Source organism: Trichococcus alkaliphilus, from assembly GCF_003008695.1.
Lineage (GTDB): Bacteria > Bacillota > Bacilli > Lactobacillales > Aerococcaceae > Trichococcus > Trichococcus alkaliphilus.
Genome location: NZ_PXZT01000001.1, coordinates 264,834 through 282,018 on the forward strand (window position 1 = coordinate 264,834; position 17,185 = coordinate 282,018).

Consider the following 17,185-nt stretch of genomic DNA (forward strand, 5'->3'; position numbering starts at 1 on the left):
AATTGGATGGCTTGCTGCTTAATAAGCAAGCCCCATTTTTTTACGGATCACCATCGGCAGGATGCCTCCGTTACGGTAGTAAGTCATATCCACTTCAGAATCAAAACGGGCAATGGTCGTGAATTTGATTTCTTGGCCATCCGATTTGACTGCCGTCACCGGAATTTCTGCATGGATGCCGACACTATCGTTCAAATCAATCGTGATTTTTTCCGATCCGTCCAGTCCCAAACTTTCTGCATCTTGGCCTGTTTGGTATTGCAAAGGCAATACGCCCATCATCACAAGATTCGAACGGTGGATTCTTTCATAGCTCTTGGCGATGACTGCTTCGACCCCAAGTAGTTTGACACCTTTGGCAGCCCAATCTCGGGATGAACCCATCCCATAATCGTCACCTGCAAAAATCACTAATCCGGTTCCGTTTTGACGGTATTTTTCTGATGCATCAAAGATACTCATCTCTTCGCCGGTCGGCCAGTAAATCGTGAAGCCGCCGTCTTTGCCGGATACCAGTTGATTGCGGATACGCATATTCGCCAACGTACCGCGCATCATCACTTCATGATTTCCGCGTCTTGCGCCGTATGAGTTGAAATCACGGACGCCCACGCCTTTAGAAGACAGATATTGTCCAGCTGGTGTGCTGATGTCGATGCTTCCTGCAGGGGAAATGTGATCGGTCGTAACCGAGTCACCGAATTTACCCAATACCGATAGCCCGTTCAAAGATACGATTGGTTTCGGTTCAGGCGATAAATTCTCGAAGAATGGCGGATTTGCGATGTAAGTCGATCCCTCTTCCCACTGGTACAAAGCGTCATCATTCGTTTCGATCGCATTCCATTCAGCATTGTCATCAAACACATGCAGATATTCCTCTTTGAATATCTCAGGTGTCACAAAATCACGGATCATCGCTTCGACAGCGTGTCTTTCCGGCCACAGATCCGCTAAGTAGACAGGTTGACCGTCTTTGCCGTTACCGATCGGCTCAGTTTTCAGATCGATGTTCATCGTACCTGCCAACGCATAAGCGACTACCAATGGCGGCGATGCCAAGTAGTTGGCTTTGACCAATGCGTGGATCCGTCCTTCAAAGTTACGGTTTCCGCTCAATGCGCTTGAAACCAATAAGTCGTTGTTTTTGATTGCTTCTTCCACTTCAGGCAAAAGCGGTCCTGAATTTCCGATGCAGGTCGTACAGCCGTATCCGACAGTATTGAAGCCCAGTTCTTCCAAATAAGGCAGTAATCCGGCATTATCCAAATAAGCAGTGACTACTTTTGATCCGGGTGCCAACGAAGTCTTGACGTATTTCGGAACGTTCAGTCCCAACTCTACAGCTCGTTTCGCCAATAATCCGGCGCTCAACATTACGTATGGATTCGATGTGTTCGTGCAGCTGGTGATGGCCGCGATCGCAATGTCTCCTGTTTTCATCTTCACTTCTTCTCCATCGAGGATCAGCGAAACTACTTTTTCTGTTTCATCTTCGGATAATCCAAATCCGGCATTGCCTTTCGGCGCAACCAAGGATCTTTGGAAATCTTCTTTCAATTTCGATACCGGCACCAAGTCTTGAGGACGTTTCGGTCCTGCAACATTAGCCTCGATTGTGCTCAAGTCGATTTCAACGACTGTGGTATATTCCGGTTCCGGATCTTCCACACGGTAGTAAAGATCGTTTGCCTTAACGTATTCTTCTACTATAGAAACATGTTTTTCATCTCTGCCTGTCAACGTCAAGTAGTTAAGCACTTCATCGTCAACCGGGAAGAAGCCGCAGGTCGCACCATATTCAGGCGCCATGTTGGCGATAGTCGCACGATCCGCCAACGTCATGGAAGATAATCCAGGACCGAAGAATTCAACAAATTTTCCGACTACTTTCATTTCACGCAATTTCTGGGTGACTTTCAATGCCAAGTCGGTTGCGGTAGCTGCTTCCTGCAATGAATTGATGAAGCGCACACCTACGACTTCAGGAACAGGGAAGAAGGAAGGCTCGCCAAGCATGCTGGCTTCCGCTTCGATTCCGCCGACTCCCCAGCCCAATACGCCAAGCGCATTCGCCATCGTCGTATGGGAATCCGTTCCCACCAAAGTGTCAGGGAAAACTAAGCTTCTGTTTTCATCGATTGCTTTTTCTGTGACGACTGATGCCAAATATTCAATATTGACTTGGTGGACGATACCAGTAGCAGGCGGTACAGCGCGATAGTTGTCGAACGCTTTTTGCGCCCAGCTCAAAAATTGGTAACGTTCCTGATTGCGTAAGAATTCCATCCGCATGTTAGCCAACAATGCTTGCGGAGATCCGAAGTTATCTACTTGTACGGAGTGATCAATGACCAGATCGACAGGCACTTCCGGATTGATGATTGCTGGATCTCCGCCTAAATCATGGACTGTTTTTCTCAAGGAAGCCAAGTCAACGACTGCCGGCACTCCTGTGAAATCTTGCAGGATAACGCGGGAAGGTTTGAAAGGTATTTCGCCCTCGTTCGTTTCAGTTGCACTCCAGTTAGATAAAGTGACAACATGTTCTTCCTTGATGCCGCTTTCTCCCACTTGACGTAACAATGACTCGAGCAGAACTCGGATCGAGTAAGGCATTTTAGCGATTTTTATTTTTTCATTGTTTTCTAATGTTTTTAATTTATAGTACTCATACTGATGACCATTTAAACTAAAAGAAGCTATGGCATTTTGATTAAATTCTGACATTGTATAACCCCCATTTATCATCTGTTTCACATTCAACTCACTTAATACGAAAATTATAACCATAATTTAATCAAATGTAAATGTTTTAAATAAAAAAAATACCGCAAGGACGCGCGAACAATCGGAAAAACCTTACATGAGTTTGTAAGGTTTTTCATTAGAAAAAATGAGAGAGTTGCTTCCGATCACTCCTAAAATGAGATTCGCCCTCATGAACCTTCATTAAAAAGGCTCTTATATACTCATTTATTTATCATTTTTTGATTTTTTCTCACATTTACTATTTTTAATCTAATTCTCTTTCTGAGAAAAGTAATTTCATTTTTCAACACAAGTGAATAAAATCGTTTAAACCATGCCTTTTGATGTCATGAATCCTGACATCATTCGTGAACCAAAAAAAAGTGAACAAAATACATCATTCTGTATCTTGTCCACTTTATTTTAATCTTAATGAGGTTCCAACACTCATTGCCATTCGTTCCGGATTTCCTGGAAAGCACATCTGTTGGCGACAATCACCGCATTATACTGCAGCAGGTTTATTTTTTCTCCCGTAACTTGTCTATAGACCAAGCCCACCTCTTCGGCTATGACCAACCCGGCAGCGATGTCCCATGGGGCCAAGGAAGGAGCGATATAAGCTATCAATTTGCCGGAAGCAACCCAGGCCGTTTCCAACCCGGCGGAGCCGTTCACGCGCAACCCACTGCTGTTTTTTGCGATTCTGCGTGCTTCATCTGCATCTGCGACCACCAATCGGTTGCTGATTGCGACCAACCCTTCCGATAAAGGCAGCTCCTCCGCCATCGGCAGCCTCCGATCATTGCAATACGCCCCGTTGCCGCGAACCGCAAAATAAAGCTCGTCCCTTACGACATCATAAATATATCCCAAATGACCGACACCATCTTCATAGATACCGATCATGATGGCAAAATTCGCTCTCTGCTTGATGAAATTGAGGGTGCCATCAATCGGATCGATAATCCAGACAATTCCATCCAGATCCTGTATATCATGTCCTACGCTTTCTTCTCCCAAAATCCGCTCATCGGGGAAATGCGCAGTGATTTTTTCATACAGGAACACCTCGATTTCCCGATCCATGTTTGTAACCAGATCAGTTCGCGATGTCTTTTCCTTAATTTCAAGTTCCTTGTTGAACGATTCCCGCAGCAAGTCTGCAGCTTCATGCAGCCAAGCCTTGATCAGGCTGTGTCTTCTATCGATCTGATCCATCCGGCGCCTCCCTTCTGCCGCTCCTCTATCTGCGACTTATCCAGTCATTTAACGCTCCCCTAGAAAGATTTTATTCTTTTCGCTTTTCTTTATTTCTTGCAGCACTTTGTACAAAGAATAACCAGATTCTTTCTCGAACTGATTGCCGTATTTCTTTTCCTGACCGACTGAAGGCAGCACCGTCTTAAATTCACGGTATGCTTGCATAAAGTCTTCTTTGCTGATCCCAGTTTCATAAGCACGTTCGACAGCATTCCATAAAGAGATGACTTTGACGATCTCCTCTTTGGACCACTCCACTTCGAACGGATAGTCGTAATGTTGCATCTTATTCCCTCCATCTGATTCCTGTTTCTACTATATTATACATGACAAAAAAAATAAAGAGAATCCGGACCCGGATTCTCTCTACTTGTGACAATTTTGGAATTAAATGTGGATCGGCATGCCCAAAGCCAATTCGGCTGCGTCCATGATTGTTTCGGATAATGATGGATGACCGTGGATCGTCAACGCGATATCTTCTGCGTTCATTCCAGCTTCAATCGCCAATCCAAGCTCAGCGATGACTTCGCTGGCGTTCACACCGGCAACTTGCGCACCGACCAGAACGTTATCTTCTTTTGTCGTAACCAAACGGACAAAGCCTTCTGTCTGGTTCAGTGACAATGCGCGTCCGTTACCTGACAGTGGGAATTTGGATGCTTTTACATCCAGACCTTTGTCTTTTGCTTCAGCAGCAGTGAAGCCAATCGTAGCTAATTCAGGATCCGTAAAGGCAACCCCTGGCATAGCACGGTAATCAACTGCAGAAGGATGTCCGGCAATCGCTTCAGCCGCAATTTTAGCTTCATAGCTGGCTTTATGAGCCAAAGCAGCACCCGGAACGATATCACCGATCGCAAAAATGTGTTTTACATTTGTACGGCCTTGATTATCGACCTTAACCAAACCACGGTCAGTCATTTCAACTCCGACTACTTCAAGACCCAAGTCATCTGTATTCGGACGGCGACCGACAGTAACCATTACGTAGTCAGCTTCGATAACTTCTTCTTTACCGTTTGCTTCATATTTGACGGTTACGCTGTCTCCGTTGTCGATGGCTTCTTTAGCCATTGCTTTCGTGACGACTGTAACACCTTTTTCTTGGAATGATTTTTCAACGAATTTAACCATATCTTTTTCGAATGTCGGCAAAATTTGTGGAGAACCTTCAAGAATAGTCACTTCAGAGCCTAGGTTAGCGTATGCTCCGCCCAGTTCAGTACCGATGACACCGCCACCGACGATGACTAATTTCTTAGGAACTTCAGTCAAATTCAATCCGCCAGTGGAATCGATAACGCGTCCGCCAAATTTGAAACCTTTGATTTCGATCGGACGGCTACCAGTAGCGATGATTGCATTTTTGAAAGTATACGTTTGTGCTGCATCTTCAGTGAAGACACGCAATGTTTCTCCATCATTGAAGAATGCATTCCCACGGATAATTTCAACTTTGTTTTTCTTCAATAGGTACTCAACACCAGACGTCAATGTTTTGACGACTTTGTTGTCTTTCCATTCTTGTGTTTTCGAGAAGTCCAGTTTCACATTTTCAGTCGTGATACCGAAAACCGAGGAATCCAAAGCTTCTTGATAATGATGACCAGCAGAAATCAATGCTTTTGAAGGGATACAACCGACGTTCAAACAAACGCCTCCGATCCATTCTCTTTCGATGATTGCTACTTTTTGTCCTAATTGTGCAGCGCGGATGGCAGCTACATAGCCACCAGGTCCCGCTCCAACAACAACTGTATCTAATTCAACTGCGAAATCGCCTACTACCATTGTCTATTCTCACCCTTCCATCAATAATAATTCTGGATCAGCCAATAATCTCTTAATGTTGTTCATTGCTTTTTGAGCAGTTGCGCCGTCAACGATACGGTGGTCGAAACTCAATGAAAGTTTCATAACGCGACCGACTGCCAATTCGCCTTCTGCATTGACGATAGCTTGTTGAGCGATCGTTCCAACACCTAGGATGGCCACTTCAGGGTAGTTGATGACTGGCGTGAAGAATCCGCCGCCAACAGAACCGATGTTGCTGATAGTTACAGAGCCGTTTCTCATATCCGCAGCTGCCAGTTTGCCGTCATGGGCTTGTGCAGCCATGTTGTTGATTTCATCGGCAATTTTGAACATGCCTTTAGAATCAGCATTTTTAACGTTCGGTACGTAGAGACCGTTATCGGTGTCTGTAGCGATACCGATGTTGATGTAGTTCTTCAACACGATTTCTTGGGCTGCATCGTCGATGGATGCATTCAAGATAGGGAAGTCGCGTACAGTCGCTGCCAATGCCTTAACGACATACGGCAAGAAAGTAAGTTTTGTTCCTTGTGCTGCAGCAACATCTTTGAATTTCTTACGGTGATCCCATAATTTGGACACTTCTACTTCATCAAACAAGGTTACGTGAGGAGCTGTATGCTTGCTGTTGACCATTGCTTTCGCAATCGCTTTTCTTGTTGGAGACATTTTTTGGCGTGTTTCCGCTTCGCCCATATTTGAAGAAAATGGTTGAGCTGGTGCTGCAACTTGTGCTGTTTGAGCCGCTGCTGCTACTGGAGCTGCTTGGACTGCAGCTTGTGCCGAAGCTTGAGCTTGGACTGCTGGAGTCACAGCTTTTGCTGCCACTGGAGCCACTCCGCTGAAGTTATCGATATCTTCCTTCAGTACACGTCCGCCTTTTCCTGTCGGTGCAACTGCAGTGATATCGATGCCTTTTTCGCGTGCGTATTGACGGACGGATGGCATAGCCAAAACTTGTTTGTCAGGATTTGCTGCTGCTGCAACCACGCCTGATGACGCAGGTGCATTTGAAGCTGCTGCAGGTGCTGCGGCTGTTTTTGGTGCTGGTGCTGCTGCAGCCGGGCCGTTTTGGCCTGGTGCATCGATTTCCACCAATACATCGCCAATGACTGCTACTGTGCCTACTGGCGTTACAATGCGGACTACTCTACCTGTTACAGGAGATGGAATCTCTTCAACAGATTTGTCGTTCTGCACTTCAACCAATGTATCGTCTTCATTGATCATATCGCCTTCTTTGATAGGCCAAGAAACGATTTCGCCTTCCATAATGCCCTCGCCTAAAGCAGGCAATTTGAATTGGAACAGTCCTCCTGTTGAAGCTGCTGGTGCTGGTGCTGCTGGCGTTGATGCCGCTGAAGCTGTTGCCGGTGCAGGAGCTTCAGAGCCTTCATTTTCATAACCCGGAGCATCGATTTCCACCAATACATCACCGATGACTGCAACCGTGCCTACTGGCGCAACGATCTTCAAGACTTTCCCGGTTACTGGGGACGGGATTTCTTCGACTGATTTATCATTTTGTACTTCTAATAATGTGTCATCTTCATTGATGGTGTCGCCTTCTTTGATTGACCAAGAAACGATTTCACCTTCCATGATACCTTCGCCTAGAGCAGGCAACTTAAATTTAAAAGACATTTTCTTAACTTCCCTTCATTTGTCTATTTTTGGATTTCCGACGCACAAAAGCGAACAAATACAATTCTCTGGGATATGGAATTGTATTTGTTCAAGCTTTCAGCTTTTAGAAATGATAAGTTTCTCTAACTTTGTTCTCGATATCAGTAGCATTCGGTAACCAAATGTTTTCTGCTTGACCGAACGGGAAGACAGTATCCGGAGCAGCTACACGTCCGATAGGAGCATCTAACGATAACACTGCACGTTCAGAAATTTCGGACATGACCATTGCGCCCACACCAGCTTGACGCTGTGCTTCTTGGACTACTACGACACGGCCTGTTTTTTGTACAGAGGCAATGATCGTTTCGACATCAAGTGGAGCAACCGTACGCAAATCGATTACTTCAACCGAAATGCCTTCTTTTTCAAGTGTTTCTGCAGCTTTGATAGCTTCGCGGACCATTGCGCCATAAGTGATGACGGACACGTCAGATCCTTCTTTTGTAATGGCAGCTTTGCCGATAGGAACAGTGTACGCTTCTTCAGGAACTTCATCACGGAATGAACGGTACAATTTCATGTGCTCCAAGAAGACAACGGGATCGTTATCACGGATAGCTGAAATCAGCAAACCTTTTGCATCGTATGGGTTCGAAGGGATAACCACTTTCAAACCTGGTGATTGAGCCATCAAGCCTTCCAAGTTATCCGAGTGCAATTCAGGTGTATGCACACCGCCACCGAAAGGAGAGCGGAAAACGATTGGCAGATTACGCGTGCCTGCCATGCGGTAACGTGTACGTGCAGCTTGCGCTACAACAGTATCCATTACTTCAAATACAAAACCGAAGAATTGGATTTCCGCAACGGGACGGAAACCTTCCAACGCCAAACCGAATGCCAAACCACCGATACCGGATTCAGCTAAAGGAGTATCAAACACGCGGTCTTCGCCGAATTTCTCTTGAAGTCCTTGTGTCGCACGGAATACACCGCCGTTTTTACCAACGTCTTCTCCGAAGATCAAAACGTTTGGATCGTTTGCAAGTTCAATTGCAAGCGCATCAGTGATGGCTTGGATCATAGTTAATTGTGCCATGATTATTTAGTCTCCTTTGCTTCATAGTACGCGATTTGTTCTGCCATAGTTTGGTTCGGTTCTTCGAACATACTCTTCAAGAAGTCAGATACTTTTTGTTTAGGAGCTTGGTCAGCTTCCTTGATGGCATCTTTGATTTCTTCTTTAACTGATTCGATTACTTCATTTTCTTTTTCTTCAGACCATAAACCTTTTGCCGTCAAAAATTTGCGCATGCGGATCAATGGGTCTTTTGCTTGCCAGCCTTCCAATTCAGCAGTGTCACGGTAACGTGTTGGATCATCACCTGACAAAGTGTGTGGACCAAAGCGGTAGCAGATTGTTTCGATCAATACAGGGCCATTTCCGGCAACAGCATATTCTCTTGCTTTTTTGGTTATGGCGTATACAGCCAAGATGTCCATTCCATCGACTTGGATACCAGGAATTCCGGCAGCCATAGCTTTCTGTGCCAATGTTTGAGCAGCTGTCTGAACGTGGCGAGGTGTTGAAATCGCCCATCCGTTATTTTGGATGAAGAAGATAGCAGGTGCTTTGTAGGATCCAGCAAAGTTGATTCCTTCATAGAAATCCCCTTGTGAGCTTCCACCGTCACCAGTGTAAGTGATAGCTACATTTTTCTTGTTGCGTTTCTTCAAGCCCAACGCTACACCGGCAGCTTGCACGTATTGTGCGCCGATGATGATTTGCGGTGGTAAAGCTTTGATGTCGTCAGCGTATTTATTGCCATCCACGTGGCCTCTTGACCAAAGGAAAGCTTGGGTCAACGGCAAACCGTGTTTGACCAGTTGAGGAACATCGCGGTAACCAGGCAACAAGACATCTTCCTTGTCGATTGCTGCTATACTTCCTAATTGGCTCGCTTCCTGGCCGGCTGTCGGTGCATAGAAACCTAATCTGCCTTGACGATTCAACGCAGTTGAACGTTCATGTAAAATTCTGGACCATACCATATCTGTCATGAATTGAACCAATTGTTCATCAGAAAGATCTGGCATAAGGTCAGGGTTTACAATATTCCCTTCTTCGTCCATGATTTGGACCATGCGAAAATCTGTGTTCGTGCTGCTTAATAATGCGTCAATGTCGATTTTTGTTTGTTTTGTAGCCATGCTAACACTTTCCTCTCTATTCCCTTGATATTTCATCTCTGTCGATGAGGTTTATACAGATGATTTCAACTGTATCAATTCACAGTTGTTACATGAATAATTTACCACGCATCCGAGATATATGCAAGGCAAAAGGAAAGTTTTCGATTTTTGTGCACAAAATATCTATCGCTACTTAATTGTAAGCGTTTAACATCGGGGTTTTGTTCATTATTTAACGAGCATTCTTTTTGTCTCTATGTTTTTTTATTGATTCATTATTATTACGTATGTTTACAGATTGTCGCAATCAGACACAAGGACTCTGTACTAAAATTCCGCGAAAACTGTTTCTATTATAATTATGAATCATTGATGGAATAGGCTTTCATAAGTATAACAGCCATTTTATTCTAACTACCCTTTTTTGGATAACCAGTTTCAGCAGTTTTTCATAACCAGTTTGCTATTTTTTTGCGGCTTATGGCCCGCCTTTCCATTCATTCACGAAATCACAATCTCGCCACTATGAAAATAGGATTAAAACGCATGTATATTCCGCTCAAAAACAAAGAAAAAAGGTCATTTCAATTAAGAAATAACCTTTTTATAAACATTTATGCTGAAACTTATTTTAAACTAAACCTTGATAAATCATAGCATCGGCAACTTGCACAAACGCTGCGATGTTGGCACCCGCCAAATAGTTGCCTGGTATGCCGTATTCTTCAGCTGTTTTTTCAGCTGTCTTAAAGATGTTTGTCATAATCTCCTGCAGCTTGCCGTCGACTTCTTCGAATGTCCAATGACTATGGGCACTGTTCTGAGCCATTTCCAGCGCGGAAGTCGCTACTCCGCCTGCATTGGCTGCTTTAGCCGGGCCATAAAAAATGTTATTGTCTGCATAGATTTCCACAGCTTCCAAAGTGCTCGGCATGTTCGCGCCTTCGCTGACACAGTAAACGCCAGCTTTGACTAATCTTTCAGCTTGTTCCTTGTCGATTTCATTTTGCGTTGCGCTAGGCAAAGCAATGTCATAGTTCAGATCGAAGTCCCAGACACTGCCATCTTTATATACCGCAGTCGCTTTTTCAGCAGCATATTCAGTCAATCTTTCGCGACGAACTTCTTTGATGTCCTGAAGCAAAGCGACATCGATGCCTGATTCATCGTAGATAAATCCATTTGAATCGGAACACGCCACAACCGTACCACCAAATTCATGAACTTTTTGGATAGCATAGATTGCAACATTTCCACTTCCGGATACTACCACTTTTTGGCCGGCAAACGATTTACCGTTCGCTTTCAGCATTTCTTGTGTGTAGTAGACCAAACCGTATCCTGTCGCTTCTGTACGCGCCAAACTTCCGTTCATGACGACCGGTTTGCCGGTCAGAACACCTGTCTCAGCGCCGTTCAAGCGTTTATATTGACCATACATGTAGCCGATTTCGCGTCCGCCGACACCGATATCGCCAGCAGGAACGTCCAAAGTAGGGCCGATGTGTCTTTGCAGTTCAGTCATGAATGATTGGCAGAAACGCATCACTTCAGCATCCGTTTTGCCCTTAGGATCGAAATCAGATCCACCTTTACCGCCGCCGATCGGTAATCCGGTCAGGCTGTTTTTGAAGATTTGTTCGAAACCTAAAAATTTCAGGATGCTTTCGTTGACGGTCGGGTGGAAACGCAAACCGCCTTTGTATGGTCCGATTGCTGAATTGAATTGGACACGGAAACCTTTGCTGACTTGAACGTCCCCTTTGTCATCCATCCAAGGAACACGGAAGGAAACGATGCGTTCAGGTTCTACCATTCTTTCAAGGATGTTCCATTTTATGTAATGCGGATTCTTCTCCAAAGCTGGTTCGATCGTGTCGAACAACTCCCTTACCGCTTGTAAGAATTCTTTTTGATGCGGGCCTCTATCTTCAACCTTCTTATAGACTTTTTCAATATAATCTTTAGCAATTGTCATAAAAATCATCTCTTCTTTCGCTATAGAATTAAAAAAACCTCACACCGTCGTGTAATCATTTTTTCATTTTTCTATTTTACACATACCCCTTGTTTATTACAAGGGAAAAGATCGGTCTAGCTTTTTTTTTTCGAAACGTGTACTATGTAACGAGAAGTGTTTTGTAGTTTGCTAGCCCAATCATTTCAATATAAAAACCAGCAAAAGGAGGAATGCATGCATGATCACTATGGATAACATCATCCGGGAAGGTCATCCTACATTGCGGAGGTCGGCTGACTTGGTCACTTTCCCTTTATCCGCGGAGGATCGGAAAATCGCCGCAGAAATGATGGAGTTCCTTTCGAACAGTCAGGACGAAGAAATCGCCGAGCAACTCAACTTGCGCGCAGGTGTCGGTTTGGCAGCTCCACAAATCGACGTATCCAAGCGCATCGTTGCGCTACTGATACCAGGGGAGTATGAAGATGATCCTCCGGAATTGGCTAAAGTGATGTTCAACCCTAAAATCGTCAGCCACTCGATCGAAAGTGCCTGCCTTAAAGGTGGCGAAGGTTGCCTTTCAGTGGATCGCGAAGTACCGGGGTTTGTCGTCAGACACAGCCGTATTACGGTATCTTACCAGGATGCTGAAGGAGTGACACACAAAGCCCGCTACAAAGGCTATACAGCCATTGTGGTCCAGCACGAAATCGACCATCTCAACGGAGTCATGTTCTACGACCACATCAATGAACAAGCACCCTTTGCCGTTGCGGACGACGTTATCATCATTGAATAGGAAATGAAAAAGAAGAACGGAACTGCAGCTGCTGCAGTTCCGTTCTTCTTTATTTTTATTTTGTAAGATATCTTTCCAGGAATTGCTTCGTGCGAGCCTCGGTTGGATGATAGAAGATATGATCAGGGGATCCCTGCTCCAGAATGACGCCTTGATCCATGAAGATGACGCGATCGGAAACTTCCCTCGCGAACTCCATTTCATGCGTCACGACAATCATCGTCAAGCCGCTGTTGGCAAGATCCTTCATGACCTTCAATACTTCCCCCACCATCTCCGGGTCCAAAGCCGATGTCGGCTCATCGAACAACAGAGCATCCGGCTCCATCGTCAAAGCGCGGGCGATAGCGACGCGTTGTTTTTGGCCGCCTGACAATTGATCCGGTTTGGCGTTTATGAAGTTCCCCATCCCAACCTGTTCCAGATAGCCCATGGCGATCTTTTCGGCTTCCTGCTGGGATTTTTTCAGGATTTTCACAGGCCCTACCGTGCAATTATGCAGCACGTCCAAGTTGTTGAACAGATTGAACTGCTGGAACACCATACCCAATTTGCTGCGGTACTTGAAGATATCGTGCTTCGAGTCCAATACGTTCTCGCCGTTGTAGATGATTTCTCCTGCTGTAGGTTTTTCCAGCAAATTGATGCAGCGCAACAGAGTCGATTTACCGGAGCCCGATGAACCGATGATGCACACAACTTCTCCTTTATTAACGCTGAAATCGATGTCCTTCAGCACTTCATGTTGGCCGAAGTTCTTCTTCAGATGCTGTACGTCAATTACTTTTTCCATCAAATGATTCCTCCTGTGGCAATTAATTTGCTCTGTCTCTTCCTGCTTGTTTTTTGCGAGCCATTAATTCGGGTGTAGTCAATTGGTCTTGTCCTGCACCCATCATCTGATAATTATCAGGGCCTTGCATTTTTCTTTCGATGGCACGCAGGATGCGCGTCACCGTGAAGGTCATGACGAAGTAAATGATTGAAGCCACGAAGAATGATTCGAAGTAACGGAAGTTATTCCCGGAAATCGATTTGGTCGTAAAGAACAATTCCGAAACGGAGATGACGTTCAATACGGACGTATCTTTGATATTGATGACGAATTCGTTCCCTGTCGCCGGCAGGATATTCCGGATCACTTGCGGCATGACGACGTTGCGCATCGTCTGCAGATGATTCATCCCGATCGCTTGAGCGGCTTCGAATTGCCCTTTGTCGATGGAAATGATCCCACCGCGGACAATCTCCGACATATAAGCGCCCGTATTGACCGATACAATCAGCAGCGCTGCGAAGATGCGGTTCATATCGATATCAAACGCCAAAGCCGCTCCATAATAAATGACCATGGCTTGCACGATCATCGGCGTGCCGCGGAAAATTTCGATGTAGCATGACAGCAAAAAATTCACCACGTTGTAGACGTGTTTTTTCCATCCCGATTCCGCAACCGGGATCGTACGGATGACGCCGATCATAAGACCGATTCCCAGTCCGATGATGGTTCCGATTAAAGCTATATATAATGTTGTCCATGCACCTGATAAAAACTGTCTCCAGTTTTCTTCGATGATGCGGATAACCCAACTAAACTCCATTTAATGTATGCCCCTTTTTGATGTTCCGTCCGCCTTGATTATTCAGCTGATGGTTGGTTTTGGATTGCTTCATCCATCATTTGGATGCGTTCTTCTTCGGTGATGCCGCTTAGGATCTCATTGATCTGATCTTTCAATTCGCTTCCTTTGATCAACCCGATTGCGATTTCTGAATCAGCCGCTGACAATTCAAACGTATCCGCTTCATCCAATGAGATCATTTTGAACGCGGAATTGGCTGCTGAAGCGCTGATGGCTTCCGGACGTTCCGATACGTAAGCATCGATTGTGCCTGACTCCAAAGCTACGCGCATGGAAGTGAAACTGTCCATTGCCGGTTGCTTTTGCACGCCTTCAATCTGATCAATGACACCATAGTGCAACGTGTTCAACTGTGCGGTGACTTTTGCGTCCGCGAAATCAGCTAAAGCTGTTGCATCTGCATAAGCGCCATCCGCTTTGACGACAATTACAAGTTCAGTCGTATAGTAGGAATCCGAGAAATCGATTGCTTCTTTGCGTTCCTCTGTCGGCGACATACCTGCAACGATAGCATCGATTTTGGATGAAACTAATGCCGGCACCAAGCCGTCCCATTCTGTCTTGACGATGACCAGTTCTTTGCCTAAACCATCTGCTACTTTTTGTGCCATCTGAACGTCATAGCCGTTGGCGTAACCGTCAGCGCCGTCGATTTTCACCGCGCCGTTGCTGTCGTCATTTTGGGTCCAGTTGAAAGGAGGATAGCCCGCTTCCATTCCGACCGTGAATGTTTCAGAATCCGCTGAACCATCAGCCGTGGATGAATCATCAGTTGCTCCGTTTCCGCATCCCGCCAAAATAAACAAACCTGTCAATGCCGCCAATGTCTTTTTCCATGTTTTTACTGTCATCTCTATTTCCTCCTAATGTATATAGTCCTTTATTATGCTAAAAAAATTATAAAATACCCCTTCTTATCCGGCTGCTTTTTTGTCCACCTTTCGACCCATAGAGCGTCATAACAATGCTGATTCAGTCCGTTTTTGTGCAAAAAAATAGACTATAAAGCAAAAGGCCCTATAATCCAGCTTCCTTCTGCCCGCAATACCGAAAGTACTCCACAAACGATTTTGGGCAAATCGTTCTGACAGTGTCAGGATTCTTAACCCTGACCCCAACACAGCAAACGCTGTATTTCGGCGAACACCCCTTTCAAACGGGCATTTTACTCTTGATGTTCGCAGCCTCTTCCATTATTGTATGATCGTATGACATTATTGTATGTTATTATACTGTACGGATTTTTAATTTGCAACAAAAAGCGCTTTGCTCCGCCATCCGATGCACTACTCTCGTCGACGGGCACCACGGCTGGCCGTCCCTATTTTTTCCGTTTCAAAAAACCGGTTTCGGATGCTATACTGACTGCAACGACAAAAGGAGGAACTACCTTAATAATGTTTACTATCTTATTCGATTTGGATGATACTTTATATGACACAGCAAGTCCATTTTTCCAAGTATTGGAAAATTACCGCTTTGAGAACAGCCACAGCGACGAAGCCACTTTCGCGCTTTTCCGCGAGCATTGCGATGTCGCTTTCGACCTTTTCGCCAATGGAGATCTGACGCTGGCCGAATCCCATATCATGCGCACGCAGCATACATTCGCCGACTTGGGTCATCCCCTTACTAGCGAAGAAGCGTTGCACTTCCAGGAAACCTATCAAAAAAGGCAAGGAGAAATCACGTTAAGCCCAGGGATCGAGCAGCTGTTGAATGAGCTGAAAAGTCGGAACATTCCGATCGCGGTTTTCACAAACGGTCCTGAAAAGCACCAGATGAAAAAAATTAACGCCTTGGGTCTGGAGAAATGGGTGCCGCCAGCGCGCATCTTCATTTCCGAAAAAATTGGTTTCCCAAAACCCCATGCCGAGGCGTTCACGCATGTGCAGGAGGCTTTGAAGGCCAGTCCTGACGAGTTGCTATTCATCGGGGATACCTACGAAACGGACATCATCGGCGGTCAGGCTGCCAAGTGGACATCGTTGTGGTTCAACCATCGCCGGAAACCGGAGGATGAAAAGATGGTGCTGGAGCCACCCTTCTATTCTGTAGCGGAAATGCACCAAGCCATTCATGACAACATCTCAAAACGAAAGGAAATGTGACTTATGATCCAAACAAAATTAGCCATCATCGGGGTCGGCCATGTCGGTTCGCAAGTATTGACCGACTGCAGCCACCTCAATTTATTTTCTGACATCGTCCTGATCGACAGCACCGAGGAAACGGCAAGAGGCGAAGCCCTGGACCACCGCCATGCGTTGGCCGCCAGCTACCGGACAAACAGTAAAATATATGCCGGCGTCTATGCGGACTGCGCCGATGCCGACGTCATCATCATTTCCGCGGGCGTCAGTGAGAAGCCGCGCCCGGGTGAGGAGATGCCCCCAAGAGCGTTGATGGGCAAGGAGAATGCCATTGAAATACGCAAGATCATGGCTGGCATCACCAAGCACACAAAGGACGCCATCATCATCCTGATAACGAATCCGATCGATACGATCACCTATATCGCCGAGAATGAGTTCGACTATCCGAAAGGCAAAATTTTCGGCACCGGAACGACTTTGGATACTTTCCGCTACCGTCAGATTGTCGCTTCCCATTATCAAGTCGATCCCAAAAACGTCAGCGGCTACATCATGGGCGAACACGGCAGCACCGCCTTCCCCGCTTTCAGCAGCACGACTGTGGGTGCACTCACCATTTCCGAATGCGATGCTTTATTAAACCCTGCGGCACCATTGGACCAAAAATTCGTCAGCCAAGAAGTGGTTCACACGGCATCTGATGTCTTCAACTGGAAAGGCTGGACCAATTCAGGCATCGGGGAAGTGGCGGCAGCCTTGGCCCGCTCGGTCATGCTGGACGAGAAAAGCATCTTCCCTGTTACCGCAACTGTCACTGGCTTTTACAACTGCCATGGCGAAGCAGCCTTCAGTATGCCTTGCATCATCGGCAAGAACGGCTTGGAAAAACAGATCCCCTTGCCGCTGGATGATGCGGAATACGAAAAAATGCAACTCTCCATTAAAGATATTCAATTTACGCTGCAATCCGTGAGATAGGAAAAGCGCAACCGCATCAGGGCCGATTGGCTCGATGCGGTTGCGCTTCTTTTTG

General features: G+C 45.8%; 12 protein-coding genes, 1 pseudogene and 1 riboswitch. Of the genes and pseudogenes, 3 read left to right on the forward strand and 10 right to left on the reverse strand.

Annotated features, from left to right (window positions below):
• Positions 1 to 18 precede the first annotated feature (18 nt).
• The 8 genes from acnA to gdhA form a co-directional block, all read right to left on the reverse strand.
• Positions 19 to 2,730, reverse strand: coding sequence for an aconitate hydratase AcnA (acnA, locus tag C7R73_RS01185; protein WP_106448748.1), 2,712 nt, complete (start codon positions 2,728 to 2,730; stop codon positions 19 to 21).
• Between the two features lie 468 nt (positions 2,731 to 3,198).
• Positions 3,199 to 3,972 (reverse strand): inositol monophosphatase family protein, encoded by a 774-nt coding sequence (locus tag C7R73_RS01190; RefSeq protein ID WP_106448749.1) that lies wholly within the window; start codon positions 3,970 to 3,972, stop codon positions 3,199 to 3,201.
• 48 nt (positions 3,973 to 4,020) lie between these two features.
• Complete coding sequence (locus C7R73_RS01195; RefSeq protein ID WP_106448750.1) at positions 4,021 to 4,299, reverse strand: UPF0223 family protein; 279 nt, start codon at positions 4,297 to 4,299, stop codon at positions 4,021 to 4,023.
• A gap of 102 nt (positions 4,300 to 4,401) precedes the next feature.
• Positions 4,402 to 5,808 carry a dihydrolipoyl dehydrogenase gene (lpdA, locus tag C7R73_RS01200; RefSeq protein WP_106448751.1) on the reverse strand — a complete coding sequence of 469 codons (1,407 nt, stop codon included), beginning with the start codon at positions 5,806 to 5,808 and terminating at the stop codon, positions 4,402 to 4,404.
• A 9-nt stretch (positions 5,809 to 5,817) separates the two neighbouring features.
• Positions 5,818 to 7,476: a 2-oxo acid dehydrogenase subunit E2 gene (locus C7R73_RS01205; protein ID WP_106448752.1), complete on the reverse strand. Its 1,659-nt coding sequence runs from the start codon at positions 7,474 to 7,476 to the stop codon at positions 5,818 to 5,820.
• A gap of 106 nt (positions 7,477 to 7,582) precedes the next feature.
• The gene (locus C7R73_RS01210; protein ID WP_106448753.1) at positions 7,583 to 8,560 is read right to left on the reverse strand and encodes an alpha-ketoacid dehydrogenase subunit beta; all 978 of its coding nucleotides are present in this window, start codon (positions 8,558 to 8,560) and stop codon (positions 7,583 to 7,585) included.
• A gap of 2 nt (positions 8,561 to 8,562) precedes the next feature.
• Positions 8,563 to 9,672, reverse strand: coding sequence for a pyruvate dehydrogenase (acetyl-transferring) E1 component subunit alpha (pdhA, locus tag C7R73_RS01215; RefSeq protein ID WP_106448754.1), 1,110 nt, complete (start codon positions 9,670 to 9,672; stop codon positions 8,563 to 8,565).
• A gap of 613 nt (positions 9,673 to 10,285) precedes the next feature.
• Positions 10,286 to 11,632, reverse strand: coding sequence for an NADP-specific glutamate dehydrogenase (gdhA, locus tag C7R73_RS01220; protein WP_106448755.1), 1,347 nt, complete (start codon positions 11,630 to 11,632; stop codon positions 10,286 to 10,288).
• A gap of 220 nt (positions 11,633 to 11,852) precedes the next feature.
• Between gdhA and def the strand changes: the two genes are divergently transcribed.
• Positions 11,853 to 12,413 carry a peptide deformylase gene (def, locus tag C7R73_RS01225; protein ID WP_106448756.1) on the forward strand — a complete coding sequence of 187 codons (561 nt, stop codon included), beginning with the start codon at positions 11,853 to 11,855 and terminating at the stop codon, positions 12,411 to 12,413.
• Positions 12,414 to 12,468: 55 nt separating this feature from the next.
• On the opposite strand, the gene C7R73_RS01230 is transcribed toward def, so the two are convergent.
• Positions 12,469 to 13,206, reverse strand: a complete 738-nt coding sequence (locus C7R73_RS01230) for an amino acid ABC transporter ATP-binding protein (protein ID WP_106448757.1) — start codon at positions 13,204 to 13,206, stop codon at positions 12,469 to 12,471.
• 22 nt (positions 13,207 to 13,228) lie between these two features.
• A pseudogene (locus C7R73_RS13945) lies at positions 13,229 to 14,907 on the reverse strand (ABC transporter substrate-binding protein/permease).
• Between the two features lie 192 nt (positions 14,908 to 15,099).
• A riboswitch (Lysine riboswitch) is annotated at positions 15,100 to 15,254 on the reverse strand.
• Between the two features lie 199 nt (positions 15,255 to 15,453).
• Between C7R73_RS13945 and C7R73_RS01245 the strand changes: the two are divergent.
• Positions 15,454 to 16,167 (forward strand): HAD family hydrolase, encoded by a 714-nt coding sequence (locus C7R73_RS01245; protein WP_161525840.1) that lies wholly within the window; start codon positions 15,454 to 15,456, stop codon positions 16,165 to 16,167.
• A gap of 3 nt (positions 16,168 to 16,170) precedes the next feature.
• Positions 16,171 to 17,130 (forward strand): lactate/malate family dehydrogenase, encoded by a 960-nt coding sequence (locus C7R73_RS01250; protein WP_106448761.1) that lies wholly within the window; start codon positions 16,171 to 16,173, stop codon positions 17,128 to 17,130.
• The last annotated feature ends 55 nt before the right edge of the window (positions 17,131 to 17,185 follow it).

Excerpts from the sequence above, each read along its gene's own strand:
- acnA (WP_106448748.1), bottom strand. The coding sequence starts at position 2,730 with ATGTCAGAATTTAATCAAAATGCCATAGCTTCTTTTAGTTTAAATGGT.
- C7R73_RS01190 (WP_106448749.1), bottom strand. The coding sequence starts at position 3,972 with ATGGATCAGATCGATAGAAGACACAGCCTGATCAAGGCTTGGCTGCAT.
- C7R73_RS01195 (WP_106448750.1), bottom strand. The coding sequence starts at position 4,299 with ATGCAACATTACGACTATCCGTTCGAAGTGGAGTGGTCCAAAGAGGAG.
- lpdA (WP_106448751.1), bottom strand. The coding sequence starts at position 5,808 with ATGGTAGTAGGCGATTTCGCAGTTGAATTAGATACAGTTGTTGTTGGA.
- C7R73_RS01205 (WP_106448752.1), bottom strand. The coding sequence starts at position 7,476 with ATGTCTTTTAAATTTAAGTTGCCTGCTCTAGGCGAAGGTATCATGGAA.
- C7R73_RS01210 (WP_106448753.1), bottom strand. The coding sequence starts at position 8,560 with ATGGCACAATTAACTATGATCCAAGCCATCACTGATGCGCTTGCAATT.
- pdhA (WP_106448754.1), bottom strand. The coding sequence starts at position 9,672 with ATGGCTACAAAACAAACAAAAATCGACATTGACGCATTATTAAGCAGC.
- gdhA (WP_106448755.1), bottom strand. The coding sequence starts at position 11,632 with ATGACAATTGCTAAAGATTATATTGAAAAAGTCTATAAGAAGGTTGAA.
- def (WP_106448756.1), top strand. The coding sequence starts at position 11,853 with ATGATCACTATGGATAACATCATCCGGGAAGGTCATCCTACATTGCGG.
- C7R73_RS01230 (WP_106448757.1), bottom strand. The coding sequence starts at position 13,206 with ATGGAAAAAGTAATTGACGTACAGCATCTGAAGAAGAACTTCGGCCAA.
- C7R73_RS01245 (WP_161525840.1), top strand. The coding sequence starts at position 15,454 with ATGTTTACTATCTTATTCGATTTGGATGATACTTTATATGACACAGCA.
- C7R73_RS01250 (WP_106448761.1), top strand. The coding sequence starts at position 16,171 with ATGATCCAAACAAAATTAGCCATCATCGGGGTCGGCCATGTCGGTTCG.